General features: G+C 73.5%; 22 protein-coding genes. 10 read left to right on the top strand and 12 right to left on the bottom strand.

The genetic code is table 11. The annotated features are described in order from the left end of the window. Positions 1–18: 18 nt before the first annotated feature. Both B5D80_RS20210 and B5D80_RS20205 read right to left on the bottom strand, forming a co-directional pair. Positions 19–1,599, bottom strand: coding sequence for an alpha/beta hydrolase (locus B5D80_RS20210; protein WP_425437220.1), 1,581 nt, complete (start codon positions 1,597–1,599; stop codon positions 19–21). A 32-nt stretch (positions 1,600–1,631) separates the two neighbouring features. Then, positions 1,632–2,747, bottom strand: a complete 1,116-nt coding sequence (locus B5D80_RS20205) for an ATP-dependent DNA ligase (RefSeq protein ID WP_088645470.1) — start codon at positions 2,745–2,747, stop codon at positions 1,632–1,634. A 135-nt stretch (positions 2,748–2,882) separates the two neighbouring features. Between B5D80_RS20205 and B5D80_RS20200 the strand changes: the two genes are divergently transcribed. The 3 genes from B5D80_RS20200 (at position 2,883) to B5D80_RS20190 (ending at position 4,376) form a co-directional block, all read left to right on the top strand. Then, positions 2,883–3,092 carry a hypothetical protein gene (locus tag B5D80_RS20200; protein ID WP_088645469.1) on the top strand — a complete coding sequence of 70 codons (210 nt, stop codon included), beginning with the start codon at positions 2,883–2,885 and terminating at the stop codon, positions 3,090–3,092. A gap of 211 nt (positions 3,093–3,303) precedes the next feature. Further along, on the top strand, positions 3,304–3,726 hold the full coding sequence (locus B5D80_RS20195) for an SRPBCC family protein (RefSeq protein WP_088645468.1): 423 nt from the start codon (positions 3,304–3,306) through the stop codon (positions 3,724–3,726). Between the two features lie 152 nt (positions 3,727–3,878). After that, positions 3,879–4,376 (top strand): DUF1990 domain-containing protein, encoded by a 498-nt coding sequence (locus tag B5D80_RS20190; RefSeq protein ID WP_245854808.1) that lies wholly within the window; start codon positions 3,879–3,881, stop codon positions 4,374–4,376. 115 nt (positions 4,377–4,491) lie between these two features. On the opposite strand, the gene B5D80_RS20185 is transcribed toward B5D80_RS20190, so the two are convergent. The 9 genes from B5D80_RS20185 to B5D80_RS20140 all read right to left on the bottom strand — a co-directional run bounded on the left by B5D80_RS20185 (position 4,492) and on the right by B5D80_RS20140 (position 15,564). Continuing rightward, positions 4,492–5,412 (bottom strand): DNA-3-methyladenine glycosylase family protein, encoded by a 921-nt coding sequence (locus B5D80_RS20185; RefSeq protein ID WP_088645467.1) that lies wholly within the window; start codon positions 5,410–5,412, stop codon positions 4,492–4,494. A 403-nt stretch (positions 5,413–5,815) separates the two neighbouring features. After that, complete coding sequence (locus B5D80_RS20175) at positions 5,816–6,484, bottom strand: COG4315 family predicted lipoprotein (RefSeq protein ID WP_088645465.1); 669 nt, start codon at positions 6,482–6,484, stop codon at positions 5,816–5,818. 207 nt (positions 6,485–6,691) lie between these two features. Beyond that, positions 6,692–7,474 carry an anti-sigma factor family protein gene (locus B5D80_RS20170; protein WP_088645464.1) on the bottom strand — a complete coding sequence of 261 codons (783 nt, stop codon included), beginning with the start codon at positions 7,472–7,474 and terminating at the stop codon, positions 6,692–6,694. Then, positions 7,471–8,175 carry a sigma-70 family RNA polymerase sigma factor gene (locus tag B5D80_RS20165; protein ID WP_088645463.1) on the bottom strand — a complete coding sequence of 235 codons (705 nt, stop codon included), beginning with the start codon at positions 8,173–8,175 and terminating at the stop codon, positions 7,471–7,473. The genes B5D80_RS20170 and B5D80_RS20165 overlap by 4 nt, the downstream gene beginning before the upstream one ends. Positions 8,176–8,257: 82 nt before the next feature. Beyond that, on the bottom strand, positions 8,258–9,115 hold the full coding sequence (locus B5D80_RS20160; RefSeq protein WP_088645462.1) for a spermidine synthase: 858 nt from the start codon (positions 9,113–9,115) through the stop codon (positions 8,258–8,260). After that, positions 9,115–10,080, bottom strand: a complete 966-nt coding sequence (locus B5D80_RS20155) for a hypothetical protein (RefSeq protein ID WP_088645461.1) — start codon at positions 10,078–10,080, stop codon at positions 9,115–9,117. The genes B5D80_RS20160 and B5D80_RS20155 overlap by 1 nt, the downstream gene beginning before the upstream one ends. An 87-nt stretch (positions 10,081–10,167) precedes the next feature. Then, entirely contained in the window at positions 10,168–12,642 is a 2,475-nt protein-coding gene (locus tag B5D80_RS20150; protein WP_088645460.1) for an AAA family ATPase, read from the bottom strand. After that, positions 12,642–13,790, bottom strand: coding sequence for an exonuclease SbcCD subunit D (locus B5D80_RS20145; protein ID WP_088645459.1), 1,149 nt, complete (start codon positions 13,788–13,790; stop codon positions 12,642–12,644). The genes B5D80_RS20150 and B5D80_RS20145 overlap by 1 nt, the downstream gene beginning before the upstream one ends. Positions 13,791–13,803: 13 nt before the next feature. Then, positions 13,804–15,564 (bottom strand): ATP-binding protein, encoded by a 1,761-nt coding sequence (locus tag B5D80_RS20140; protein ID WP_088645458.1) that lies wholly within the window; start codon positions 15,562–15,564, stop codon positions 13,804–13,806. A 442-nt stretch (positions 15,565–16,006) separates the two neighbouring features. Between B5D80_RS20140 and B5D80_RS20135 the strand changes: the two genes are divergently transcribed. After that, positions 16,007–17,551: a M4 family metallopeptidase gene (locus B5D80_RS20135; protein WP_088645457.1), complete on the top strand. Its 1,545-nt coding sequence runs from the start codon at positions 16,007–16,009 to the stop codon at positions 17,549–17,551. Positions 17,552–17,657: 106 nt separating this feature from the next. On the opposite strand, the gene B5D80_RS20130 is transcribed toward B5D80_RS20135, so the two are convergent. Beyond that, complete coding sequence (locus B5D80_RS20130; protein ID WP_088645456.1) at positions 17,658–18,443, bottom strand: pyrimidine reductase family protein; 786 nt, start codon at positions 18,441–18,443, stop codon at positions 17,658–17,660. A gap of 150 nt (positions 18,444–18,593) precedes the next feature. Here B5D80_RS20130 and B5D80_RS20125 point away from each other — a divergent pair, with 150 nt between their 5' ends. The 6 genes from B5D80_RS20125 (at position 18,594) to B5D80_RS20100 (ending at position 25,189) form a co-directional block, all read left to right on the top strand. Next, positions 18,594–19,139 carry a plasmid pRiA4b ORF-3 family protein gene (locus tag B5D80_RS20125; protein WP_088645455.1) on the top strand — a complete coding sequence of 182 codons (546 nt, stop codon included), beginning with the start codon at positions 18,594–18,596 and terminating at the stop codon, positions 19,137–19,139. A gap of 251 nt (positions 19,140–19,390) precedes the next feature. After that, on the top strand, positions 19,391–20,683 hold the full coding sequence (locus tag B5D80_RS20120) for an ABC transporter substrate-binding protein (RefSeq protein WP_088645454.1): 1,293 nt from the start codon (positions 19,391–19,393) through the stop codon (positions 20,681–20,683). Positions 20,684–20,798: 115 nt separating this feature from the next. Continuing rightward, complete coding sequence (locus tag B5D80_RS20115) at positions 20,799–21,767, top strand: carbohydrate ABC transporter permease (protein WP_088645453.1); 969 nt, start codon at positions 20,799–20,801, stop codon at positions 21,765–21,767. Between the two features lie 10 nt (positions 21,768–21,777). Beyond that, positions 21,778–22,620, top strand: a complete 843-nt coding sequence (locus B5D80_RS20110) for a carbohydrate ABC transporter permease (RefSeq protein ID WP_088645452.1) — start codon at positions 21,778–21,780, stop codon at positions 22,618–22,620. Beyond that, positions 22,617–24,050, top strand: a complete 1,434-nt coding sequence (locus tag B5D80_RS20105; RefSeq protein WP_088645451.1) for a GH1 family beta-glucosidase — start codon at positions 22,617–22,619, stop codon at positions 24,048–24,050. Before B5D80_RS20110 ends, B5D80_RS20105 begins: the two co-directional genes overlap by 4 nt. Before the next feature lie 92 nt (positions 24,051–24,142). Next, complete coding sequence (locus B5D80_RS20100; RefSeq protein ID WP_088645450.1) at positions 24,143–25,189, top strand: LacI family DNA-binding transcriptional regulator; 1,047 nt, start codon at positions 24,143–24,145, stop codon at positions 25,187–25,189. Positions 25,190–25,213 lie beyond the last annotated feature (24 nt).

Below are 25,213 nucleotides of genomic sequence, written 5' to 3'. Positions count from 1 at the left end.
TGTCTGGCCCGTCGCCGGTCAGCGGGCGGGGCAGCGCAGCCCCTCCCGGGGCACGGTGAGCGAGATCAGGTAGGCGTCCACCGCCTCGGTGATGCAGGAGGTCTGCGGGTAGGCGGTGTGCCCCTCGCCCTCCCAGGTGAGCACCCGCCCGACCCCCAGCATGTCGGCCAGCCGGGCGGTCTGCTCGTACGGGGTGGCCGGGTCACCTGTGGTGCCCACCACCACGATCGGCGGCGCGCCGTCGGCCCGGCCGGTCGGGTACGGGTCCCGCCCGCCCGGCCACTCGACACAACCGAACATGCCCACCGCCAGGGCCGGCCCGAACAGCGGATACTTCTGCCGCCACTCGGACTGCAACCGGCGGATCTGGTCGACGCTGGGCTTCTCGGTCTCGTCGGCGCAGTTCACCGCCAGGTTGGCGTCGAAGAGGTTGGAGTAGTGCCCGTCCTCGCCCCGCCCGGCGTACGAGTCGGCGAGCTTGAACACGTCGGTCGGGTCACCCTCGTCGAGGCGGTCGATCGCGCGGGCCAGCTCCTCCCAGCCCGACTCCGTGTACAGCGAGGAGATCACCGCGTAGAAGACCCACCCGGAGGTGGCCTCCCGCCCGTCGGCGCCGCGTACCGGGGAGACCTTCGCCTTGTCGATCGCCGAGGTCACCGCGCCCCGGGCGTCCGGGGCGAGCGGGCAGCGGCCGGCGTTCGCCGCGCACCACCTGTCGAAGTTGTCGAAGGCCCGCTCGAAGCCCCGGGCCTGGCTCTCCGAACCGGCCACCAACTGTTGCCGGGGGTCGACCGCGCCGTCGAGCACCAGCGCCCGGACCCGCTGCGGGTAGAGCTGCGCGTAGGTCGCGCCGAGCAGGGTGCCGTAGGAGTAGCCGAGGTAGGTGAGCTTGTCGTCGCCGACGGCGGCCCGGACCGCGTCCATGTCCCGGGCGGCCTGCTCGGTGCCGTAGAGCGGGAGCTGGTCGCCGTACCGGTCGCCGCAGCCCCGGCCGATCCGCCGGTTGAGCGCCTGGTAGGCGTCGAACGACTGCTGGCTGCGCGGATCGGGGTCGTAGCCGAAGCTGGCGTCGAGGTCGGCGTCGGAGATGCACTTCACCGGGCTGGACCGGGACACCCCGCGCGGGTCGAAACCGACGATGTCGAACCGGTCGGTCACCGCCGTGGGCAGCCCCCCGAACGACGGCCCGAACGACAGGTAGACGGCGGTGTCCACGCCGGACCCGCCCGGCCCGCCCGGGTTGATCACCAGGGAGCCGATCCGGTCCCGCTGCTTGGAGGAGCGGACCCGCAACAGCGCGATCTCGAAGGTCTCGCCGCTGCCCGGCCCGGCGGTCGCCCCCGTGCCGGTGCCCCAGTTGCGTGGCACGGCGATCCGGGCGCACTCGTAGCGCATGCCCGGCGCACCCCGGCCGACCAGATCCTGGGCGACCTCCGGGCAGGCCCGCCAGGTGGGCCCGGCACCGGTCACCGCCGCCGACGAGTCCTCGGTACGCGGGGCGAACGCCGGCATCGTGCACCCGGTGACGAGCAGCGCGCCCGCGACGAACCCGGCCAGGGCGAGCCGGAACCGGCGGTTGCGGCGGGCGGTGCTGGTCACCGGCGAACCTCCATGATCGGGTAGCAGTCAGGCTACGCCGGGGTGTCGACGGACGGCGGCACGGTCGCCGCCGGATCACCCCGGAGCACCTGGTCGACGTCGAAGCGCACCGGACGGTCGAGCTGGTCGTACCGGCAGGACCGGGGATCGCGGTCCGGCCGCCAGCGGACGAACCGGGCGGTGTGCCGGAACCGGTCGCCCTCCATCGCGTCGTAGCCGACCTCCATCACCAGCTCGGGCCGCAGCGGCACCCAGTCGAGGTTCTTGCCGCCCGTCCACCGGCTGACCCCGCCCGGGATGCGCTGGCCGCGCTCGTGGTCGCCGTGCACCCACGGGTGCTCGCCGTCGCCCTCCCGGTAGGGGGCCAGCTCGTCGAGCAGCTCCTGCCGGCGGGCCATGGTGAACGAGGCGCTCACCCCGACGTGGTGCAGCACCCCGGCGTCGTCGTAGAGGCCGAGCAGCAGGGAGCCGACCACCGGGCCCGACTTGTGCCAGCGGAACCCGGCCACCACCACGTCGGCCGTCCGGGCGTGCTTGACCTTGGCCATCAGCCGCTTGCCCGGCTGGTAGGGCAGGTCGGCCGGCTTGACGATCAACCCGTCCAGCCCGGCGCCCTCGAACACCTCGAACCAGCGCCGGGCGGTCTCCGGGTCGGTGGTGACCTGGGTGACGTGCACCGGCGGCCGGACCCCGGCCAGCGCCTGCACCAGGCGCTCCCGCCGGGCCGGGTAGGGCTGGTCGACCAGCAGCTCGTCGTCGAGGGCGAGCAGGTCGAAGGCGACGAAGTCGGCCGGGGTCGTCTCGGCGAGCAGGGCCACCCGGGAGGCGGCCGGATGGATCCGCTGGGCGAGCTGTTCGAAGTCGAGCCGGGGCTGACCGCCCGGACCGTCGCGCCGGATCACGATCAGCTCGCCGTCGACCGCGCACCGGGCGGGCAACTGCGCCCGGACCTGCGCCACCACCTCGGGAAAATAGCGGGTCATCGACTTGCCGCCCCGGCTGGCCAGCTCGACCTCGTCGCCGTCGCGGAAGACGATGCAGCGGAAGCCGTCCCACTTGGGCTCGTAGGTCAGGCCGGGATCGGTGGGCAGGCGGGCCACGCTCTTGGCCAGCATCGGCTCGACCGGGGGGTTGATCGGCAGGTCCACGGCGACAGTCAACCAGACACCACCGACAGTGGTGAGGCGGATCACGGTCGGTGCCGGTCCGGCGTGTCCCCGCCCGTACCGTCCGTCCCCGCGGATACGGATCGGGTCGGCCCCGCTCGGAGCTAGCCTCGCCGGGTGGAGTGGCGGTGTGGTTGCTGTGGGCGCTGGCGGGTCACCGTCGAGCTGGTCCGGGGCCGGCACCGCTACCGGCTGGTGCACCGCTACCCGGACCGGTTCGGCGGCGGCAAGAACGTGCTCGGCGAGGTGGGCACCGTCGCCGAGCTGACCGCTCTGCTCCGCCGGCACACCCCGCTCGACCTGGCCGACCTGCGCGAGACCGGCTGAGCCGCGAGACCGACCGAGCCGCTAGAACGACCGAGCCGCGAGACCGGCTGAGGCCGCGTCCGGCCCCTGCCTCCGGCCGGAGGCGGGTCGCGGCGGGGTGCCGTGCACCGTCGGGAGGGCGACCGGAGGGTGGCCCGGTCACGATCGCTGCGGCACGCTCGTCGGGAACCGGGCGGCACGCGGGTGCCGGCGGTGGAGCCACGGAGGCGGCATGCGGTTCGAGACGGCGACCGGGATCGACGCGGACATCGACACGGTCTGGGCGGTGCAGACCGACATCGAACGCTGGCCGGAGTGGACCGCCTCGGTCCGGACCGCCCGCCGGGGCGAGGCCGGGCCGCTGGTGCTCGGGTCAACCGCCCGGCTGGAACAGCCCCGGCTCCGCCCGACGTCCTGGCGGGTCACCGAGATCGACCCGCCCCGCTGCTTCGTCTGGGAATCCACCGCCCCGGGGGTACGCAGCCGGGGCGAGCACCGGATCGTCCCGCTGCCCGACGGTCGGGTCCGGGTGGAGCTGGCCCTGGAACTCACCGGTCCGCTCGCCGGGCCCGTCGGTTGGCTGGGCGGCCGGCTGGTGCGCCGCTACCTGCGGCTGGAGGCCGACGGGCTCCGGCGGCGCTGCGAAGCCGGCTGAGCCCCTGCCGGGGCACGTGCGACCCGCCGGCGTCCCTCTCCAGCACCCCGCGGGACAGCACCGGCCGACCGCCACCCGCCGCGCCCGCACCGCCGGTCGGGTCGCCGGTCGACGGCACCGGCCCTAGGCTGACAGTGACCCTGGGAGGCGCGGTGACCGAGTTGACGTACCCCGAGGTGGGGGCGACCCGGGACGGGGCGTTGCCGGCGGGCTACCACCACCTGCGGCACCGGTCCGCGCTGCCGCCCGGCAGCTTCCCGGCCGCGGCCGAGGCCGTGCTGAGCTGGCGGCTGCACCGGGCGGCCGGGGTGCGGATGCGCACCGACGCGGTACGGGCCGCGCCCGGCGTCCGGGTCACCCCGGGACTCGGGGTGGGTCCGCTGCGGGTGTGGGGGCCGTGCGAGGTGGTGTGGGTGGTCGACGGCGACCGGGAGGCCGGCTTCGGCTACGGCACCCTGCCCGGCCATCCGGAACGCGGGGAGGAGGCGTTCCTGGTGCGCCGCGACGCCGACGGCGAGGTCAGTTTCGAGGTCACCGCGTTCAGCCGGCCGGACCGCTGGTTCATGACCGCCGCCGGGCCCGCCGGTCGCGCCGTCCAGCACGGGTACGCCCGCTGGCTGGCCCACACCCTGCGCCGCCTCGTCCGCTGACCGCCCCACCCGCGCCGGACTCGTGGCCAGCGCGACGGGGCCGAAACAGCGGCATCCGCCCGCTCAGATACCGCTGCCTCGGCGACATAGCCCCACAGCCCTGCCCCCGGGCGGGTCAGAAGCGGGCGAAGGAGCGGACCGGCATCCGGGGGCCGAACCGGGGCGCCTGGATGCCGGCGGCGGCCAGCAGCAGGCAGACCCGCCCCCGGTGGCCGCGGAACGGGGCGAGCAGGTCGAGCATCCGGGCGTCGTCGCCGCGCGCCTCGCCGGCCAGCGCCCATGCCACCGTGTTCGGCACGTGGTAGTCGCCGACGCTGACCGCGTCCGGATCGCCGTAGGCGACCCGGACCACCTCGGCGGCGGTCCACGGGCCGATGCCGGGGACCGCGGTGAGCCGCCGGGTCGCCTCGGCGCTGTCGACGCAGCGTTCCAGCCGGTCGGCCAGGGCGGCGGCCCGGCGCAGCGTCTCGGCCCGGCGCTGTTCGACGCCGAACGGGTGGAACACCCAGTACGGGGCCGCCGCCACCCTCGCCGGGTCGGGCGGCAGCAGCAGCGGCTGGAACGGCCCCGGCGCGGGCTCGGCGAAGTGCCGCACGGTCGCCGCGTACGCCCGGTAAGCCTCCGTGCCGGTGACCTTCTGTTCGAAGACGGCGCGCAGCACCCGGGGGAAGACCTGCCCGGTGGCGGGCATCCGCAGCCCCCGGTACCGGGCGGCCAGCTCGGCCACCAGCGGGTGGGCGGCGGCCAGCTCGGCGAACCCGGTCAGGTCGTCACGCAGGCCGGCGACGGCGTCGGCCCGGTCGACCACCCAGTCGGCGCCCGGCCCGTGCCCCTCGGCCAGCAGCCCGCCCGCCTCCGGGCGCAGGGCCAGGGTGGCCGGACCGGCCGGGGTGCGGGTGGCCCACCAGAAGGTGCCGGCGACGATCCGCGCACACGGGTCGTACGGGCTGAAGGTGAGGGCCCGGACCGACGCGGTGAGCCGGTAGTCGGCCGGCGGTCGCAGCACCCGGCGTGCCGCCGGCTCGTCCCAGGTCACCCCGCCACTGTGCCATGGTCCCGGGGGACGGACCGCCCCGCCCCGTACCGCCGGGGCGGGTGACCGGGGCGGAAACGGACGACACCGCCGACGCCCTGCGCGTCGGCGGTGTCTCCATCCCGGAGCGGACCGGCCGCCCGAGCGGCCGTGGGTGCGGGGTTGGGGGGACCTTCGGTGGCGCGCGCCCGCTGGCGTGTGGCGCGTCCACCGCCCTGGTCCGTTCCGGGGGTCAGGTGGGGGAGGGTCCGGCCGGTGGGGTACCGCGACGCCGGCCCGACCAGGGGCCGGCGTCGCGGCCCGGACCGTCCGACGTTGCCGGTACGTCGACGGTCCTGATCCGTGACGGTGGCCGGTCGCGCCCTCCCCGGCTGCGACCGGCCACCGGGTTCCGGCTGGCGCAGGATCAGTAGGTGTAGTCTCCGCCGCTGCTCGATCCGCCCGAGTCGCCGGCCGCCGGCGGGGCGACCGCCTTCGGGGTGCCGGTCGGCAGGCAGGTCAGGTTCTTCTTGCCGTTCGGGTCGACCACGAACCAGGTGCCACCGACGCCCTGGCCCTTCCACTGGCCCGGCTTCTTGTCACCGATGTAGCGGTAGACCGGCCAGCCGCCGATGGTGATCTGCCGGGTGCCGTCCTGACGGGTGACGGTGCCGACCTTGTCGTCGGAGACGCCCTGCAACTGCGGGTTGCCGTCGGTCAGCGCGGGCGGCCAGACCTGCGCGCACTTGTCGACGCAGTTCGACGACGGCGGGTCGTCGGAGTCCTTGTCGAAGCGGTAGAGGATGAAGCCCTCCTGGTCCACCACGACCTGGCCCATCCGGGCGATCTTCTTGCCGACGAGTTCGTCGGTCAGTTGGACGTTGGCCGGCGGCGGCGCCTGGTCGGCGGCGGGGGCGCCGGAGGCACCGGGGGAGGCCGAGGTGTCCGGCTCGACCGACGCGGTGGGTTCGGCCGCGGCGACGGCGACCGGCTCGGCGACGCTGGAGTTCGCCCCGTCGTAGCCTGCGGGCGCGCAGGCCGTAAGTGCGACCACCGCGCTCGCGACGATGACGGTCGTCCGCTTGATCTTTGCCACGTGCCCTCCTCATTCTTGGCGGTTCACCGAGTAGTACGGAGCGTCCACTGTCAAGGTTGAACGATCGACAGTGGGCCATTTCACACGGCAGTCGTTGAACCGTTCCGGCCGGCCGTACGTGTGCGCCAGCAGAGGCACCCCTGCGCCCGGAAAGCCGAAACGGCGTCGGCCCGCAGTGGGCCGACGCCGTTTCCGACGGAAGGTGTCTCAGGGCACGACGGTGACCAGCGGGCTCGCCACGCCGTTGGCGTCCACCGACTGCACCTGCAATTTCGCGATCTCACCGCGCGGCGCCGAGGTGGACGCCTCCAACTGGAGATCCTGCGGGTTGGCGGTGGTGCCGTAACCCGTTCCCGGCACCGCCCAGGTGGAGATCACCTCGGTGGTGTCGTTCTTGCGGACCACCACCAGCCGGCAGGTGCGCGGGCCGGGCAACCGGGTCAGGTTGAACCCGATCCAGGTGCCGTACTCCTTGCTGTCCAGCCACATCGTGGTCTTCACGCCGGTGCTGCCGTCGGTGGCGTCGAACTGGTCGCCCTCGATCTCGGTGCCGCCCACCGCCGGCCCCGACCGGGTCGGCTGCGGGCTCGCCGGCCCGTCCACCGGGGTGGACCGGCTCGGCTCGGCGACCACCGGGCCGTCGCCGCCGACCGTACCGCCGAAGGTGGCGACCCCGATGCCGCTGAGCGCGCCGACCGCCACCACCGCGGCGGCCATCGTCAGCACCTGCCGGAACCGCGCCTTGCGCCGGTGGGTCCGGACCGCGACCAGGGTACGGTCCAGCAGCCGCGGATCCGTGGCGGTCTGCTCCATCGCCATCATCGTCTCGCCGTCGATGTCGGAGAGCAGCCCCACCACCGGGACCATCGTCTCCAACTCGGCGGCGCAGGCCCAGCAGGTGGCGAGGTGTTCCTCGAACCGTTCCGTGTCCTGCACGTCCAGGACGCCGAGCGCGTACGCGGCGACGTCCATGTGGTCTGCCCGGCTCATTCCGTCACCCCCCTCTCCTGTAGGGCCGTGCGCAGCGCGCGCAGCGCGTAGTAGACCCGCGACTTGGCGGTGCCCAGCGGCAGGCCCAACTCCTCGGCCGCCTCCGGCACCGTCCGCCCGCGGAAGTACGTCGCCACCAGGATCTCCCGGTGCGACTGGCTCAGCGTACGCAGCGCGTCCGCCACCGTCATGGTGCGCAGCACCCGGTCGGTGCTGTCCGCCTCGGCGAACGCCGTCAGGTCCCGGTCGTACGTCTCGGGCGGGCGGGCCTGCTCGCTGCGGTGCTCGTCGATGGCGATCCGCCGGGCCACCGTGACCAGCCAGGGCCGCAGCGAACCCTGCCCCTGCACGCCCAGCCGGTGCGCGTTGCGCCAGGCCCGCAGCAGCGTCTCCTGCACGATGTCCTCGGCGCGTTGCCGGTCACCACCGGTCAACCGCATCACGAACATCAGCAGCGGGCCGGCGTGCTCGGCGTAGAGCAACCGGACCAGCTGGTCGGAGTGGCTCGCCTCGGGCGTCGTCGCCGGGGCCTGGTGCCGCCCGGGCGTCGATCGGGGGGTCACCGGGCCATTCTGGCGATCGGTGGGACCGGCGTCGACCCCCCGGCTGGACCTCGACGCACGCGACTGCGGTTGGGCCCGGGCGAACATCCACCCTGGCCTGGCCAGTTCACCGTGCAAGCCGGCCGCGACCGCACTCATCCAGACCTCCTGCTGTCCACCGACATCAGCGGGCCCACGGGGAGGGCGCCGACCGTTGATACGGACCGCTCTTCCCAGCGGATCAACGGCGGACCGAAAAAATTCCGGGCGGTGGCGGCAGCGAGTCGGTGGCGTCCGCGTCGGTGACCACGGCGGCACCGGCGACGAACCGGTCCAGCTCGGCCCCGGCCAGCACCCGCCCCGGGAACCAGTCCCCGGCCGCGCGCCGGGTCAGCTCCGGCACCGGCGGTTCGACCCGCCCGGCCACCAGCACCAGGTTGCCGTGCCGCCGCCCGCGCAGCACGGCCGCGTCACCGACCAGGGCGGCCCGGGGCAGCACCTGGCGGACCGTGGCCACCTGGGCACGGGTGTGCCGCAACGGCGGCCCGTCGGCCAGGTTGGCCAGGTACCAGCCGGCCGGCGCGAGCACCCGGGCCACCTGTGCGGCGTACTCCGCGCTGGTCAGGTGGGCCGGGGTGCGCGCACCGGCGAAGACGTCGGCGACCACCACGTCGTACGACGCGTCGCGGCTGGACTCCAGGGTGGCGCGGGCGTCGGCGACGCGTACCTTCAGCCTCGGGTCGGCCGGCCAGGGCAGCTCCCGCCGGACCAGTTCCACAAGTGCGCCGTCCACCTCGGCCACCCGCTGCGTCGACCCGGGGCGGGTCGCCTGGACGTACCGGGGCAGGGTCAGCGCGCCGCCGCCCAGGTGCAGCACCCGCAGTGGCGCACCCGGCGCGGCGATCAGGTCCAGTGCCGCGCCGAGCCGCCTGACGTACTCGAACTCCAGGTGGGTCGGGTCGGCCAGGTCCACATGCGACTGTGGCGCGTCGTCGAGCAGCAGCGTCCACGAGCGCGGCCGGTCCGGGTCCGGCACCAGCTCCGCCCGGCCGGTGGCCACGTCCACCACGATCCGGTCGTCACCCCGACGGCGGCCCATCAGCGGATCCCGCCGCTACGGCTGGCCATGGTCAGTGCCCGGTGCAGCAGCCGCGCGTCGCCCAGCATCCCGCGCAGCCGCCGCTCCAACCCGGCGATCGGCACCAGGTTCTGCGGCGCGCGCGGGTCCTTGTACGGCGAGGACGCGAACCGGGGCAGGGTGACCAGCGACAGGTCGGCCAGCGCGATCGCGTCCTGCGGTTCGAGGTCCGGTGAGCACTCCAACCGGACGATCCCGGCCCAGGGCGCACCCACCGCCACCGGCAGCCGCAGGTACCACGACCAGCCGCCCCAGGCGGTGCCCAGCCGGAACACCGGGGACCGCTGGCCGGAGCCCAGCCCGGTGACCACTGCGGTGAGCCGGGCGTCGAGATACTGGCTGTGCTGCGTCTTGATGTAGCCCAGGGTGCGCGGCAACTGCCGGCGGGCCCGCAGCGGACCGTCCACCACCAGCAGGTCCCCGTCGGTGCGGGCCGCGTCGGACACGGCCACCTCCAACGCGGTCAGCGGGGCCTGGACCGCCGCCGGCAGCTTGCTCAGCTCACCGCTGCCGCCGACCCGGTGCACCGGGTAACGCACCTGCCCGCAGGTCACCTCCTGCGCCGACGGGCTCGCCGTGAACAGCCCCCGCCCCACCCGCGCGCCGGCCAGCTCCGCCGCGCCGCGCTCCAGGTCGCAACGGACCACCCCGGCCGCGTACGAGGCGGCGATCCCCGGGTACGACGCACCGTCCTCCTCGGCCGTCCACACGCTGGCGTCGATCCGACGTACCCCGTCGACGAGCAGCACCACGTGCGGGGCGGCCACTCCGGCCCGGGGGCCGATCGCCCGCCAGTCCACCGCCGGCAGCTCCACGTCGGTGTCGACCTGGGTGCTGCTCGGCGCGACCGGCCCGCCCGGGGTCGCCTCGAACGACGCCCCGTAGGACGGGTCCCAGGCGTCCACGAACAGCTGCGGCCCGGTCACGTCACCGCCCCACGAACCGACGCCCCACTCACGGTGCCCGCCTTTCGTTCGCGACTGCGGGGCTCCGCTGCGCTGCGCTCCCCGCGCTCACCGGCCGGTCCGTTCGACGTGGGCCGTGCGGGCGTCCTTGCGGACCTCGAAGCGCACCGGGATGCGCTCGGCCAGCGCCGGCACGTGGGTGACCACGCCGACCATCCGGTCGCCCCGGGCGGCCAGGCTCTCCAGGGTCGCGGCGACGATGTCCAGGGTGGCCGCGTCGAGGGTGCCGAACCCCTCGTCCAACACGATCGACTCCAGGCTGGCCGCCGTGGTGGACATCCCGGCGAGCTGCTCGGACAGCGCCAGCGCCAGCGCCAGCGACGCCTGGAACGTCTCCCCGCCGGACAGCGTCCGCACCCCCCGGCGCAGCCCCGCGTCGTGGTGGTCGACCACGAAGAACTCGCCCTTGTCGTGGACCAGGTCGTACTGCCCCTGGGACAGCTCCCGCAGGATCCGGGAGGCCCCGTCGACCAGCAGGTCCAGCGCCTCGGCCAGCAGCCACCGTTCGAAGTTGTTGGCCCGCAGGTGCCCGGCCAGCGCCCGCGCCGTACGCGCCTGCCGCTCGTGCTCGGCGCGCTGCTCCCGCAGCTCGACGGCCTGCGCCCGGCGCTCGGTGATCCGCCGCAGGTCGGCCCCGGCTCGCTCGGCGGCCACCGCCACCGCCTGCGCCGGATCGTCGGCGGGGGGCAGCCCGGCGGCGGCGAGCAGGCCACCGATGCGTTCCTCCACCGCCTCGGCGGCCGACCGCGCCTCGGTCACCGCGGCGACCAGCCCGTCCCGGTCGGCCCGGCGCTGTCGGGCCTGCGCGCCGGCCCACTGCACCAGGGTCGCCCAGGCGGCGGCCACGTCGTCCCGGTCGGTGGCCGGCGGGCCGAACCGGGCCAGCCCGTCGCGGGTGGTGTCGAAGTCCCGCCAGGCGGCCCGCAGCCGCTCCTCGGCGGTGTCCGCCGCGCCCCGGGCCCGGCGGGCGGCGTCCCGGCCGGTGCGCACCGCCACCGCCGCCCCGTCCAGCGCCTGCCGCAGCCGGGCGTGCTCGGCGAGCTGGTCGCGCAGCGCCGCCGGGGTGGCCGCCCCGGCGAGCTGCCCGGCCAGCTCGGTCAGCCGGCCGTGCAGCTGGTCGTGCTGGGCCCGCAGCCGCACCAGCGTCCGCTCCTGCTCCCGGGCCGCCGCGTCCCGCTCGTCGACCAGGGCCAGCGCGGCCTTGCTGGCCGCCCGCGCCGCCTTGCCCGCTGCGGTGGCCGCGGCCACCGCCGAACCGGCCGGCACCGCCGGCACCCGGGGCACCTGCTGCTCGCAGACCGGGCAGGTCGCGCCGTCCACCAGGTGCGCCCGCAACGCGACCGCCTGGTCGACGGTCTTGGCCTCCTCGTGCGCCCGGAACGCCGCCTCCAGCTCGGCCTCGGCCCGCGCCGCCGCCTCCCGGGCCGCGCCGAGCGCCGTCGCCGCCGCGTCGTGCCTGGCCTGCGCCGCCTCCAGCGCCGCCCGGACCGTGTCCGCCTCGCCGGTCAGCCGTTCCGCGTCGGCATGCGCCCGCAGCAGCAGCCGCAGGGCGCTCTCGTCGCCCGCGCCGGCCAGCTCGCCGCGCAGCTTCTCCTCCTGCTCCTCGGCCAGCGCCACGGTGCGGGTCGCCGCGTCGACCGCTTCCCGCGCCGTGCTCACCGCGCGGGCCACCTCGGTCACCCCGGCCGGGGCGCGCACCCCGGTCAGCCCGGCCAGGTCGGCGTCGAGCGCGGCCAGCGCCGCCGTGGCCTCGCGCGCCGCCGTCCGGGCCAGCTCCCGCTCCGGTACGGCCGCCGCGACCGCCGCCGCCAGCTCCCGTACCCGGTCGACCCGGTCGGACGCGGCGGCCAGCGTCTCGTCGTCGACGTCGGTCAGCCCGGCGAGCATCCGGGCGACCGTCTCCAGCTTCGCCTCGGCCTGCCCGGCCCGTTCGGTGGCGCGCTTCTGCACGTTCTCGTAGACGCCGAGGCCGAGTAGGTTGACCAGGATCTGCTGCCGGGTGGCCGGCTTGGCGTGCAGGAAGTCGGCGAACTGCCCCTGCGGCAGCACCACGCAGGAGGTGAACTGCTCGTACGGCAGCCCGACCGCGTCCAGCACGGCCGGTTCCATCTCGGCCGGGGTGCCGGCCAGCACCTCGCCCAGGTCCTCCGGGCTGAGCCCGGTGTCGAGCTTGGTCACGTCGAACCCGGGGGGCATCAGTTGCAGCCCGGCGTTGGCGGTCTTGACCGCGCCCCGGCCGTCCCGGCGGACCACTCGGGTCGCCACGTACCTGTCGCCGGCCGACTCGAAGACCAGCCGGACCCGGGCCTCCACCGCCGACGGGGCGAGCGCGTTGGCCAGCCCTCGCGCCCCACCCCAGCGGGGCACCGCGCCGTAGAGGACGAAGCAGATCGCGTCCAGCACCGTCGACTTGCCCGAGCCGGTCGGCCCGACCAGGGCGAAGAAGTCGGCGTCGGTGAAGTCGACCGTCGTCTCGTCGCGGAAGACGGTGAAGCCGGCCAGGTCCAGCCGCATCGGTCGCATCAGCGCTCCACCTCCTCCAGCAGCTCGTCGAAGAGGTCTCGGACCCCGTCGTCCTCGTGGCCCCGGCTGCCCAGGTAGTCGGCGAACAGCTCCCGGGGTGAGCGGCCGGCCCGCTGGGCGACCCGGGTGCCGCTGCCCGGGGTGGGCAGCAGCTCCGGGTCGATGCGGATCTCCAGCGCGCGGGGGAACAGCTCCTGCACCTCCTCCCGCAGCCCGGCCCGGGGCTGTTCCCGGACGAACACCCGCAGCCAGCCCTCCGGTGGGTCCGCCGCAGCCAACTGGGCGAGGGTGCCGCGGACCGTGCGCAGCGGCACCGCCGCCGCCACCGGCACCTCCCGGATCCGGGCGGCCGAGGTGGCGCCCACCTCGACCAGCGTCACCGAGCAGACGTTCTCCTGCTCGCCGAAGTCGACCGCGATGGGGCTGCCGCTGTAGCGGATCGGGCACGGCCCGATCACCCGCTGGGACCGGTGCAGGTGCCCCAGCGCCACGTAGTGCGCGGTGCCGGGGAAGACCGACGCGGGCACGGCGTACCCGAGGACGGTGTGCGCGTCGCGCTCGCCGCCGCCGGTGCTCGCCCCGACCACGGTGAGGTGGGCGGTGACCAGGTGCACCCGGTCCGGCTCGGTGAACCCCTCGGTCAGCTTGGCCAGCACCCGGCCGAGGTGGTCGGCGTACGTCTGGGTGGCCTCGGCGGCGGTCAGCTCGTACATCTCCACCGCGCGGACGGCGTACCGCTGGGACAGGAACGGCAGCGCGGCGAGCTGCCAGCGTTCGCCCGTGGCGGTGACCCCGTCGACGACGTGCTCGGCGGGATTCTCCCGGACCCCGCCGCGCAGGGTGATGCCGGCCGCCTCGGCCCAGGGGCGCAGCGCGTCGAGGGCGTTGCCGTTGTCGTGGTTGCCGCCGATCGCCACCACGTCGGCCCCGGTCCGCCGCAGCGCGGTCAACGCCCGGGTGACCAGCCGGGTCGCCTCCGGGCTGGGGGCGGCCGTGTCGTAGAGGTCACCGGCGACGATGACCAGGTCGGGGCGTTCGGCGTGGGCGATCTCGATGACCCCGGCGAGCACCTGCTTGTGCTCCTCGGCCCGGGACTGCCCCTTGAGCACCTTGCCGACGTGCCAGTCGGAGGTGTGCAGGATCTTCATGGCGGCCGGCCCCCTAGAACGGAATGTCGTCGTCGACGCCGCCCGAGCCGACCACGGCGAACGGGTCGATCGAGCCGGTGATCGAGCGCAGCGTCTCCGACGGGGCCCGGCCGGCCTCGGACACCCGGGTCGCCCACGCGGGGAAGGGGAACTCCAGGCACAGCGGGACCGGGATGTCGGGCTGGTTGACGAACATGGTGCCCGGCTTGGCCAGCAGGGCGCGTTGCCGCTGGGCCGGCGGGAGGAAGCCGTACTCGGGGCGGGACGCCTCGGCCGGGTCGAGCCGGCCGACCACCCGGATCGCCGAGTTGGTGACGATCCGCCGTTCGACCTCGCTGGCCGTCTGCTGCGCGCCGACCAGGATCACCCCGAGCGAGCGGCCCCGCTCGGCGATGTCGAGCAGCACCTCCTTGATGGGGGAGGAGCCCTCGCGGGGGGCGTACTTGTTCAGCTCGTCGAGGACGACGAAGAGCAGCGGCTTGGCGGTGCCGGCCTTCTCCTTGCGTTCGAACTCGCCGCGCAGCGTCACGCCGACCACGAAACGCTGTGCGCGGTCCGGCAGGTTGTGCAGGTCGACGACGGTGACCTGGGCGCTCTCGGCGGTGTTGATGGAGTGCGGGCGGCGGGTGGCCAGGTCGCCGCGGATCAGCCGGCCGAGGTCCTTCTTGCTGCCGATCAGCCGGCGGGCGAACGCGTTGACCGTGCCCAGGCCGACCGCGCTGCCCGCCCAGTCGCCCCGGGTCTCGTCGTCGTTGAGCTGCTCGACGACGTGGTCGACCAGGTCGGCGTAGGAGCCGAGGCGCACCCCGTCGACGCTGACCCCACCGTCGGCGGGTTGGGCGTAGCGGGCCAGGTGGGCGGTGACCGAGTGCACCACCATCGTGTACTGCTGGCGTTCGTCGTCGGCGTCGGCGAAGACGTACGGCAGGAGGCGGTCGGCGCAGAACTCGCTCAGCGTCCAGTAGAAGGCGTCGACGCCGGTGAGCCGGCTGCTCACGTCGGGGGTGCCGGAGGCGTCGCCGACCCGGGGCGGGGCGTAGACCCGCACGTCGGGGAACGCGCCGGCGGCCAGCCCCAGCTTCGCGTACGCGGCCCGGGTGGTGTCGTCGAGGCGGGCGTTCGGGTGGTCGAGGAAGAGCAGGTCCTCGCCCTTGACGTTGAAGATCAGCGCCTTGGCGTTGACCGCGTCGCCGCCGAGCACCCCGGAGCGGAACACCGAGTAGAGCAGGAAGGTGGCGAAGCTGGTCTTGGTGGCGACCCCGGAGATGCCGGAGATCGACACGTGCGCGCCCCGGCTGCCGTCGAGGAAGTCGGCGTTGAGGTAGACCGGGACGCCGTCGCGGCCCATCCCCATCGGGATGCGCCGTTCCATCCGGTCGAAGTGCAGCGCGCGGGCGCGGGCGTCGCCCTCGGCCCGGTGCACGGTGGCACCCGGCGCGGGCGGCACGTACAGCTCGGGGTCGACCCGGGTGGTGGTGATCTCGGCGGCCTCCTGCACCTGGGCGGGGAGGGTGCCGTCGGCGATGGCGAAGACGTCCGACTCGAACTGGGCGCCCTCGTGCCGCGCGCGGACCTGGGTGACCACCCCGGCGATGGTGACCGGCTCCCGGTCGGGCAGGTCGCGTCGGGTGACCACGACGTCGTCGAGCTGGAGGTAGCTGCCGGGCGAGACGGCCGTCCAGAACTGCAACGGGGTGGCGTCGGCGGTGCCGAGCACCCGGCCGACGGGCTCGCCGGGGCTGTCGATCCGGCCGTCGGTCCGGTCGTCGGTCATCCGCGGGCTCCGGTCAGCTGGTCGTCTCGGTCAGGGCGCACGCCCTGCATCCTGCCCGAGGAGTGCGACAGGTTGCCACGCGACGCGGCGGACGCCACCGGCGGGCCGTCGTCGACGTCCGGCCGACCGCCGTCGTCGCCGCCGATTCGGTGACCGCAAGGGACGGTGTGATCACCATCGGTCGACTTTTTCCCGCGCGGCGGTGGTGTTTGCGCAGGTGGCGGACTCGGCGGGAATCCGGAGAAAAAAATCCCCGCGCAGGGCGTGACAGAAACCGACCGGTTGGGCTCAGAATAGCCACAGCCGACATCGAGGATCTTCTTCCTTCGGTGCCGGTCGTCACGTCCGTAACCTGCGGACACGTGACCGGCCCACGGTGAATGACCGGCGGGCCGCCGTCAGTCGGCACCCCCCCGACTGTCCCTGTGGAGGCAGAACCCCCATGCGCCGAACCCCCCTGCTGAGCGGCCTCGCCACGGCCGCTCTCCTGGCCACCGCCGTCACGGTGCCCACCGCGGCCACCGCCGCGCCCGCCGGCCCCTCCGCCGACCCGTTCACCCGCGCGGTCGCCCAGCTCAAGGCCCACTCCGGTGCCGGCCTCGCCGCCGACGGGCAGACGTTCACCCCGCGCAACGTGGTGACCGACGCCGACGGCACCGAGCACGTCCGGCTCAACCGCTACTCCGACGGCCTGCCCGTCCTCGGCGGCGAGGTGGTCGTCCACCTCGGCAAGGGCGACTCCTGGCGCGGCGCCACCCACGGCCTCGCCGCCGCCCCGCAGCGCTCCCCGCAGGCCAAGCTCAGCGAGGCCGCCGCCGGCAAGATCGCCTTCGCCGCGTCGACCGCCACCGGCCGCTCGGTCGCGGGCGCGCAGCTGGTCTTCGACGCCGGTGCGACCGCGACCGCCCTCGCCTACGAGGTGGTGGTGGCCGGCACCCACGCCGACGGCACCCCGAGCGAGCTGCACGTGCTGGTGGACGCCACCACCGGCGCGGTCCGCGACTCGTGGGAGGGCGTGCAGCGGGAGGGCACCGGCAACACCTTCCACTCCGGCACGGTCTCGGTCGGCAGCACCCAGTCCGGCAGCACCTACCAGCTCACCGATGCGGCCCGGGGCAACCACCGCACCTACGACCTCAACGGCCGGACCATCGGCACCGGCACCCTGGTCGCCAGCACCAACAACGTGTTCGGCGACGGCACCCTGAGCAACCGGCAGACCGCCGCCGCCGACGCCGCCTTCGGCGCGCAGAAGACCTGGGACTACTACAAGAGCGCGCACGGCCGCAACGGCATCCGCAACGACGGTGTCGGCGCGTACAGCCGGGTGCACTACAGCAGCAACTACGCCAACGCCTTCTGGCAGGACTCCTGCTTCTGCATGACCTACGGCGACGGCGGCTCCGGCTGGTACCCGCTGACCTCGCTGGACGTGGCCGGGCACGAGATGACCCACGGCGTCACCAGCAACACCGCCGGGCTGCGGTACAGCGGCGAGTCGGGCGGCCTCAACGAGGCCACCAGCGACATCTTCGGCACCCTGGTCGAGTTCTACGCGGCCAGCGCCAAGGACCCGGGCGACTACCTGATCGGGGAGAAGCTGCGCAGCACCGGCGCCCCGCTGCGCTACATGGACAAGCCCTCCAAGGACGGCAAGTCGGCGGACTGCTGGAGCAGCTCGGTGGGCGGCCTGGACGTGCACTACTCCTCGGGTGTGGCGAACCACTTCTTCTACCTGCTCGCGGTGGGTAGCGGCACCTCGTCGTACGGCACCAGCACGACCTGCAACGGCACCACGGTCGCCGGCATCGGCAACACCAAGGCCGGGGCGATCTGGTACCGGGCGCTGACCCGCTACATGACCTCCACCACCAACTACAAGGGCGCCCGGACGGCGACCCTGTCGGCCGCGACCGACCTGTACGGCGCGACCAGCACCGAGTACAAGGCGGTCGCCGCCGCCTGGGCGGGCGTGAGCGTCAGCTGACCCCGGTCGGCGTCGACCCGCCGACCCTGGACGTCCCAACGCGCGGGGCGTGGGCACACCGACCTGGTGGCCCACGCCCCGCGCCGCGTCCGGGGGAGGCGACCGTTCAGCCGGCGGGCGCGGCCCCGGCGGGGCCGACGTCGGGCGCGTCGCGGGCGTACCGCAGCATGAGTACGCCGTCGGCGGCGGCCAGCGTGTGCCGCAGCGGCAGCGGGCGGGGCGGGCTGGCCGGGCCGGCCGTGATCCGTCCCGGGCCGGCCCCGGCCAACAGGGGGGCGACGGTGACGCAGAGTTCGTCGACGAGGTCGGCGGCGGTGAGCGCGCCGAACAGGTGCGGGCCGCCCTCGCAGAGCAGTTGCCCCAGCCCCCGCTCGCGCAGCGCGGCCAGGCCGGCGGCGAGGTCGACGTCGTCCCGGCCGACCCGGACCAGGTCGACGGCGTCGCCGAGGCCCGGCGGCGCGACGGCCGTCCCGGTGGTCATCACCACCGGGCGCACCGGCGCGTCGGCGAACGCGGCCTGGGTCGGGTCGAGCCGCAGCGACCGGGACACCACCACCAGCGTCGGGTACTCGGCCAGGCCGTGTGCGCGCCGCCAGGCCCGGCGTTCCGCGCTCAGCCGCACCGCCCGGTAGCCCTCGTGACGCAGCGTGCCGGCGGCCACCAGCAGCCCGTCGCAGAGCATCCGGAGCAGGCCGAAGACCCGCTTGTCCGGCTCGCCGGACAGGCCGGCGGAATAGCCGTCCAGGGTGACCGCGCCGTCCGCGCTGGACACGAAGTTGACCCGCAGCCGGGGGGTGTCGGCGCGGGCGTAGAGCGCGGTCAGCGCGGCGTCGTCCAGCGGGCCGTCGGCGGGGGTGGGCCAGATCCGCCGGATCGGGATTCCGACGCTCATTCGCCGGCCGGACCGGTGACCGGAGGGGTGGGTGCGGGGGTACGGTGCTGACAGTCGCACCACTTCCGGCCGGGGCAGTCGTCGTGCCGCCGCTGTCGGCACGCTCGGCAGATCATGCCGGCAGCCTATGCGGTGGGTGGAGGGGGCAACATGTCACGTCAGATCTTCCAGCTGAAGGTGTCCCTCACCGGGGTGCGTCCGTCGGTCTGGCGGCGGGTACTGGTGCCCGGCGGCTACACCCTCGACCGGCTGCACCGGGTGGTGCAGCACGCGATGGGCTGGCGGGACTGCCACCTGCACGCGTTCGAGATCGACGGGGTGCAGTACGGCGAGCCCGACCCGGACGCCGAGCCGGCGGTGCGCGACGAACTGGACACCCGGCTGGACGCGGTGGCCGGCAAGGGCAGCCGGTTCGGCTACGTCTACGACTTCGGCGACTGGTGGGAGCACGAGCTGGTGGTGGAGGACGTCCTCGCCGCCGACCCGGACGAGCGTTACCCGAGCTGCCCGCAGGGGGCACGGGCCTGCCCGCCGGAGGGGGTCGGCGGCCCGGCCGGGCAGCTCCTGCTGCTGACGGCGCTGGCCGATCCGCACCATCCGGAGCATGTCACGATGCGGGACTGGGCGGGCCCCGGGCACGACCCGACGGCGTTCGACGCCGGGCGGGCGACCACCCTGCTGCGCCGCTTCTGTTGAGCTGCGTCCCCGCCGGGTCATCACATCAGGCGGGGTAAACGCGATAGCTGGTAACGATCTGGGAACGCTCCCAACGGTCTATTGACACCCCCGACACCTCCCGGCAATCTCATGGGAGCGTTCCCAAGGGCGTGGCGCGGATCACCCGCGACCATCCCAGACCGATCGGCGATCACCGCCGGACCGGCCGGGACGTGCGACAGCACCCCCCACCACACACCACCCAGCCTCACCATCGAAAAGGGGTCAGGATGAGCGTCACCACGCGGCGTAACCGGTTCGCGGTCGCCGCCCTGGCCGCAGTAACCGCCATCGGCGGTCTCGCGGCCTGCGGCAAGGACGACGAGCCGAAGGAGGCCGGCGGCAAGCCCAGCAAGCTGGTCGTCGACACCTTCGGTGAGTTCGGATACGACGAGATCGTCAAGCAGTACGAGAAGGACACCGGCATCAAGGTCGAGCTGCGCAAGACCGCGCAGCTCAACGAGTACCGGCCGAAGGTGGTCCGGGCGCTGGCCACCGGCAAGGGCGCGGCGGACGTGACCGCGCTCGAAGAGGGCATCCTCAACGAGTTCAAGACCAACCCCGCGAACTGGGCCGACCTGACCCCGCTGATCGCCGACCACAGCAAGGAATACCTGCCGTGGAAGTGGGAGCTGGGCAAGGCGGCGGACGGCCGGCTGATCGGCCTGCCGACCGACGTCGGCAGCCTCGGCGTCTGCTACCGCAAGGACCTGTTCGCCGCGGCCGGGCTGCCGACCGAGCGGGACCAGGTGGCGGCGCTCTGGCCGGACTGGAACGCCTTCATCGAGACCGGCAAGAAGTACCGCGCGGCCACCAACAAGGGCCTGATCGACTCGGCCACCACCGCCGCCAGCGCGGTCATGGTGCAGCAGGGCGGTGACCTGTTCTACGACAAGGAGGACAACGTCATCGCCGACAAGAGCGCCGCGGTGAAGACCGCGTGGGACACCGCGGTCGCGATGTCCGACGCGAAGATCTCCGCGAAGAGCGCCACCTGGTCGCCCGAGTGGTCGGCCGGCTTCAAGCAGGGCACCTTCGCGGCCACCTTCTGCCCGTCGTGGATGCTCGGTATCGTCGCCGACAACTCCGGCCCGGAGAACAAGGGCAAGTGGGACCTGGCGCCGGTTCCCGGCGGCGCGGGCAACTGGGGCGGCTCCTGGCTCGCCGTGCCGGCCCAGAGCAAGTACCCCAAGGAGGCGGCCAAGCTCGCCGAGTACCTGACCAACGCGAAGAGCCAGGTCGAGGCGTTCAAGCTCAAGGGCCCGCTGCCGACCAACCTCGAGGCGCTGAAGAACCCGGAGTTCACCGGCTACACCAACGAGTACTTCAGCGGCGCGCCGACCGGCAAGATCTTCGGTGAGAGCGTCGAGAAGATCCAGCCGCTGCACCTCGGCCCGAAGCACCAGGCGATCAAGGAGAACGCGTTCGAGCCGGCCCTGCGCTCGTACGAGAACGGGCAGTCCCCCAAGGACAAGGCCTGGGAGCAGTTCCTCAAGGACGCCAAGACCCAGGGCGCCTTCTGATCACTGCACCACCACCGGCGGTGGCGTCCGGGCATGTCCCGGGCGCCACCAATGGCGTCCCGTTCCACGTACCGCCCGCCTCACCGGCCCCGCCGGAGCCGGGAAAGGACCCCGCATGAGCCTCTCGGCCACGACGGCGCCGCCGTCGCCCAGCGCCCCACCCCCCACACCTCCCCGGCGGCGCAGCCGGGCGATCACCCTGAACCGCCTCGACCTGAAGCTCTCGCCCTACCTCTACATCGCGCCGTTCTTCGTGGTCTTCGGCATCTTCGGGTTCTACCCGATGCTGCGTACCGCGTGGATGTCGCTGCACGACTGGGACCTCATCGGCGACCACAGCTTCATCGGGTTCGACAACTACACCCGGCTGTTCACCGACGAGTACTTCTGGAACGCCACGATCAACACGTTCGGCATCTTCATCCTGTCGACGATCCCGCAGTTGCTCCTGGCGCTGTTCCTGGCCACCATGCTCAACCGCACCTTCCTGCGGGCCCGGACGCTGTTCCGGATGGCCATCTTCATGCCCAACGTGGTGTCCGTCGCCGCGGTGGCGATCGTGTTCGGGATGCTCTTCCAGCGCGACTTCGGTCTGATCAACTGGATGCTCAGCCTGTTCGGCGTCGACGCGGTCGACTGGGACGCCCAGAAGTGGAGTTCCTGGACGGCCATCGCCTCCATGGTCAACTGGCGGTGGACCGGCTACAACACGCTGATCCTGCTGGCCGGCATGCAGGCCATCCCGAAGGACCTCTACGAGGCCGCCGCGATCGACGGCGCGAACCAGTGGAAGCAGTTCTGGCGGATCACCCTGCCGATGCTGACCCCCACCTTCGTCTTCGTGGTCACCCTGTCCACCATCGGTGGGCTCCAGCTCTTCACCGAGCCGCTGGTCTTCGGCAACGGCAACATCATCGGTGGCGACCAGCGCGAGTTCCAGACGCTGGCGATGTACATGTACGAACTCGGTATCGAGAACCTCAGCTCCGCCGGCTACGGCGCCGCGGTGGCCTGGGCCATGTTCGTCATGATCGCCCTGGTCTCGCTGGTGAACTTCCTGCTCGTCCGCCGTTCGGTGAAGTGAGGACCGCGCCGTGAACAAGGCATCCCAGCGCCTCTGGCGCACCAGTCCGCTGCTCTACATCGCGCTCGTCGTCGCGGTGCTCTTCTCGGTCTACCCGTTCTACTACATGGTGGTCATCGCCACCCGTAGCCTCGACCAGATCAACGACGTGCCGCCGCCGTTCACCCCGGCCGGCGAGTTCGGCGCGAACTTCGGCCGGGTGCTCGACAACCCGGCGGCGAACTTCCTCACCGGCCTGCTCAACTCGGTGATCGTCTCCGCGGTGGTGACCGTCTCCGTGGTGATCACCGGGTCGCTGGCCGGCTTCGCCTTCGCCAAGCTGCGGTTCCGGGGCCGCAACGCCCTGCTGCTGACGATCATCGTGACCATGATGATCCCGACCCAGCTCGGCCTGATCCCGCTCTGGGGCATGATCCAGGACCTCGGCTGGTACGACACCCTCTACGCGGTGACCGTGCCCTTCCTGGTCAGCGCCTTCGGCGTGTTCATGATGCGGCAGTACGCCATCCAGGCCATCTCCGACGAGCTGATCGAGGCGGGTCGGGTCGACGGCGCCAGCACCTTCCGGATCTTCTGGAACATCGTGCTGCCGGCGCTGCGCCCCGCCGCGGCCGTGCTCGGCCTGCTCACCTTCATGGAGACCTGGAACTCCTACCTCTGGCCGTACGCCGTGCTCACCCCCGAGAACCCGACCCTGCAGGTGTCGCTGGCGTTCCTGTCGTACGCCTACTACACCGACTACTCGCAGGTGTTCGCCGCGACCGCCATCGGCACCGTGCCGCTGGTGATCGTGTTCATCGTGTTCGGCCGCCAGATCATCGGCGGCATCATGGAAGGCGCCGTCAAGTCGTGAGCAACCCGACCCACCCGCCCGCCGTCGGCGTACTCGACCAGGGGCCGGAACTGACCTTCCCGCCCGGCTTCCTGTGGGGCGCGGCGACCGCCGCGTACCAGATCGAGGGGGCCGCCGCCGAGGGCGGCCGGACCCCGTCGATCTGGGACACGTTCAGTCACACCGAGGGGCGGGTGGTCTCCGGGCACACCGGGGACGTGGCCTGCGACCACTACCACCGGATGCCCGACGACGTCCGGTTGATGGCCGAGCTGGGCCTCAAGTCGTACCGGTTCTCGGTCTCCTGGCCGCGGGTGCAGCCCGGCGGCACCGGCGGCGTCAACCAGGAGGGCCTGGACTTCTACCGGCGGCTGGTCGACGAGCTGCTGGCCAACGGCATCGAGCCGTGGCTCACCCTCTACCACTGGGACCTGCCCCAGCCGCTCGAGGACGCGGGCGGCTGGCCGGTCCGGGACACCGCCGGTCGGTTCGCCGACTACGCGTCCCTGGTCGCGGACGCCGTCGGGGACCGGGTGAAGTACTGGACCACGCTCAACGAGCCGTGGTGCTCGGCGTTCCTCGGCTACGGCTCCGGGGCGCACGCCCCCGGGCGTTCCGACGGGGCGGACTCGGTCCGGGCCGGGCACCACCTCATGCTCGGTCACGGGCTCGCCGTGCAGGCCCTGCGGGCGAAGCTGCCGCAGGCCCAGCTCGGTGTCACGGTCAACCTCTACCCGGTGACCCCGGCCAGCGACGACCCGGGCGACGTCGACGCCGCCCGCCGGATCGACGGGTTGGCCAACCGGTTCTTCCTCGACCCGCTGCTGCGCGGGTCGTACCCGGCGGACCTGACCGCCGACCTGGCCGAGGTGACCGATTTCGGACACGTCCGCGACGGTGACCTGGAGATCATCTCCACTCCGCTGGACCTGGTCGGGATCAACTACTACAGCCGGCACGTGGTGGCCGCGCCGGTCGCCGGTGAGGAGCCGGACAAGTACTGGCGGGCGCCGTCCTGCTGGCCGGGCAGCGAGGACGTCCGGTTCGTCACCCGGGGTGTCCCGGTCACCGACATGGACTGGGAGATCGACGCCCCAGGCCTGGTGGAGACGCTGCGGCGGGTCCACGAGGAGTACACTGACCTGCCGCTCTACGTAACCGAGAACGGCTCGGCGTTCGTCGACACCGTGCAGGACGGTCGGGTCGACGACGTCGACCGGTTGGCCTACTTCGACGCCCACCTGCGGGCCTCGCACGAGGCGATCGCGGCCGGGGTGCCCCTGCGGGGGTACTTCGCCTGGTCGCTGATGGATAATTTCGAGTGGGCCTGGGGTTACACCAAGCGCTTCGGGATGATCTGGATCGACTACGACACCCAGGCCCGTATCCCCAAGTCCAGCGCCAGGTGGTACGCCGAGGTGATCCGACGCAACGGTCTGGCCGCACAATAGGCAGAGGCCAGCCAGCATTCCGGACGGCCCCGCCGCGCCGCCCGCCCCCGGGGGCGGACGGCGGGGACCGTCCGACGTCGGAGGAGCAGACGATGACAACGCAACGCACCCGGTCACTCGGGCGCCCGACCCTCGACGCGGTCGCCGCCCGCGCGGGTGTCGGGCGGGGCACGGTCTCCCGGGTGGTCAACGGCTCACCCCAGGTCAGCCCGGAGGCCCGGGCCGCCGTCCAACAGGCCATCGCCGAACTGGGGTACGTCCCGAACCGGGCGGCACGGGCGCTGGTCACCCAGCGGACCGACTCGGTGGCCCTGGTGGTCTCCGAGTCGGGGGAGCGGGTCTTCACCGAGCCGTTCTTCGCCGGCATCGTCCGGGGCGTCAGCTCCGGCCTGCTGGAGACCCCGCTGCAACTCTGGCTCGCCATGGTGCAGTCCCCGATCGAACGGGAACGGGTCGAGAACCACCTGACCAACCAGCACGTCGACGGGGTCCTGCTGCTGTCGCTGCACGACTCCGACCCGCTGCCCACCCTGCTGGAGGAGCGCGACCTGCCCACCGTGCTCGGCGGCCGGCCGGCCCGGATGCTGCGCCCCGGGGCGCGGCCGTCGTGGTTCGTCGACGTCGACAACGTCGGCGGCGCCCGCAACGCGGTGCAGCACCTGGCCCGGCAGGGCCGCCGCCGGATCGCCACCATCGCCGGCCCGCAGGACATGGGCGCCGGCCTGGCCCGCCTGGTCGGCTACCGGGAGGCGGTGGAGTCCACCGTCGGGATGCTCGACCCCCGCATGATCGCCTACGGGGACTTCAGCGAGGGCAGCGGCGCGGCGTGCATGCGCCGGCTGCTGGAGGCCTGCCCCGAGTTGGACGCGGTCTTCGTCGCCTCCGACCTGATGGCGTTCGGCGCGCTGCGGACGCTGCGCGAGTCGGGCCGGCGGGTGCCCGAGGACGTGGCGATCATCGGGTTCGACGACTCGCCCGTCGCCCAGCAGGCCGACCCGCCGTTGACCACGGTCTTCCAGCCGGTGGAGGAGATGGGCCGGCAGATGGCCCGGCTGCTGGTGGCCCGCATCCGGGGCGACGAGATCCCCACCCCGCACATCCTGCTGGACACCGAACTCATCCAGCGTGCCTCCACCTGAAACGCTTCGACACCTCCGACCTCC

Source organism: Micromonospora wenchangensis (assembly GCF_002210435.1).
Classification (GTDB): Bacteria; Actinomycetota; Actinomycetes; order Mycobacteriales; family Micromonosporaceae; genus Micromonospora; species Micromonospora wenchangensis.
The sequence above is the reverse complement of the archived record's forward strand: the minus strand, read 5'-3'. Positions and strand labels throughout refer to the sequence as shown.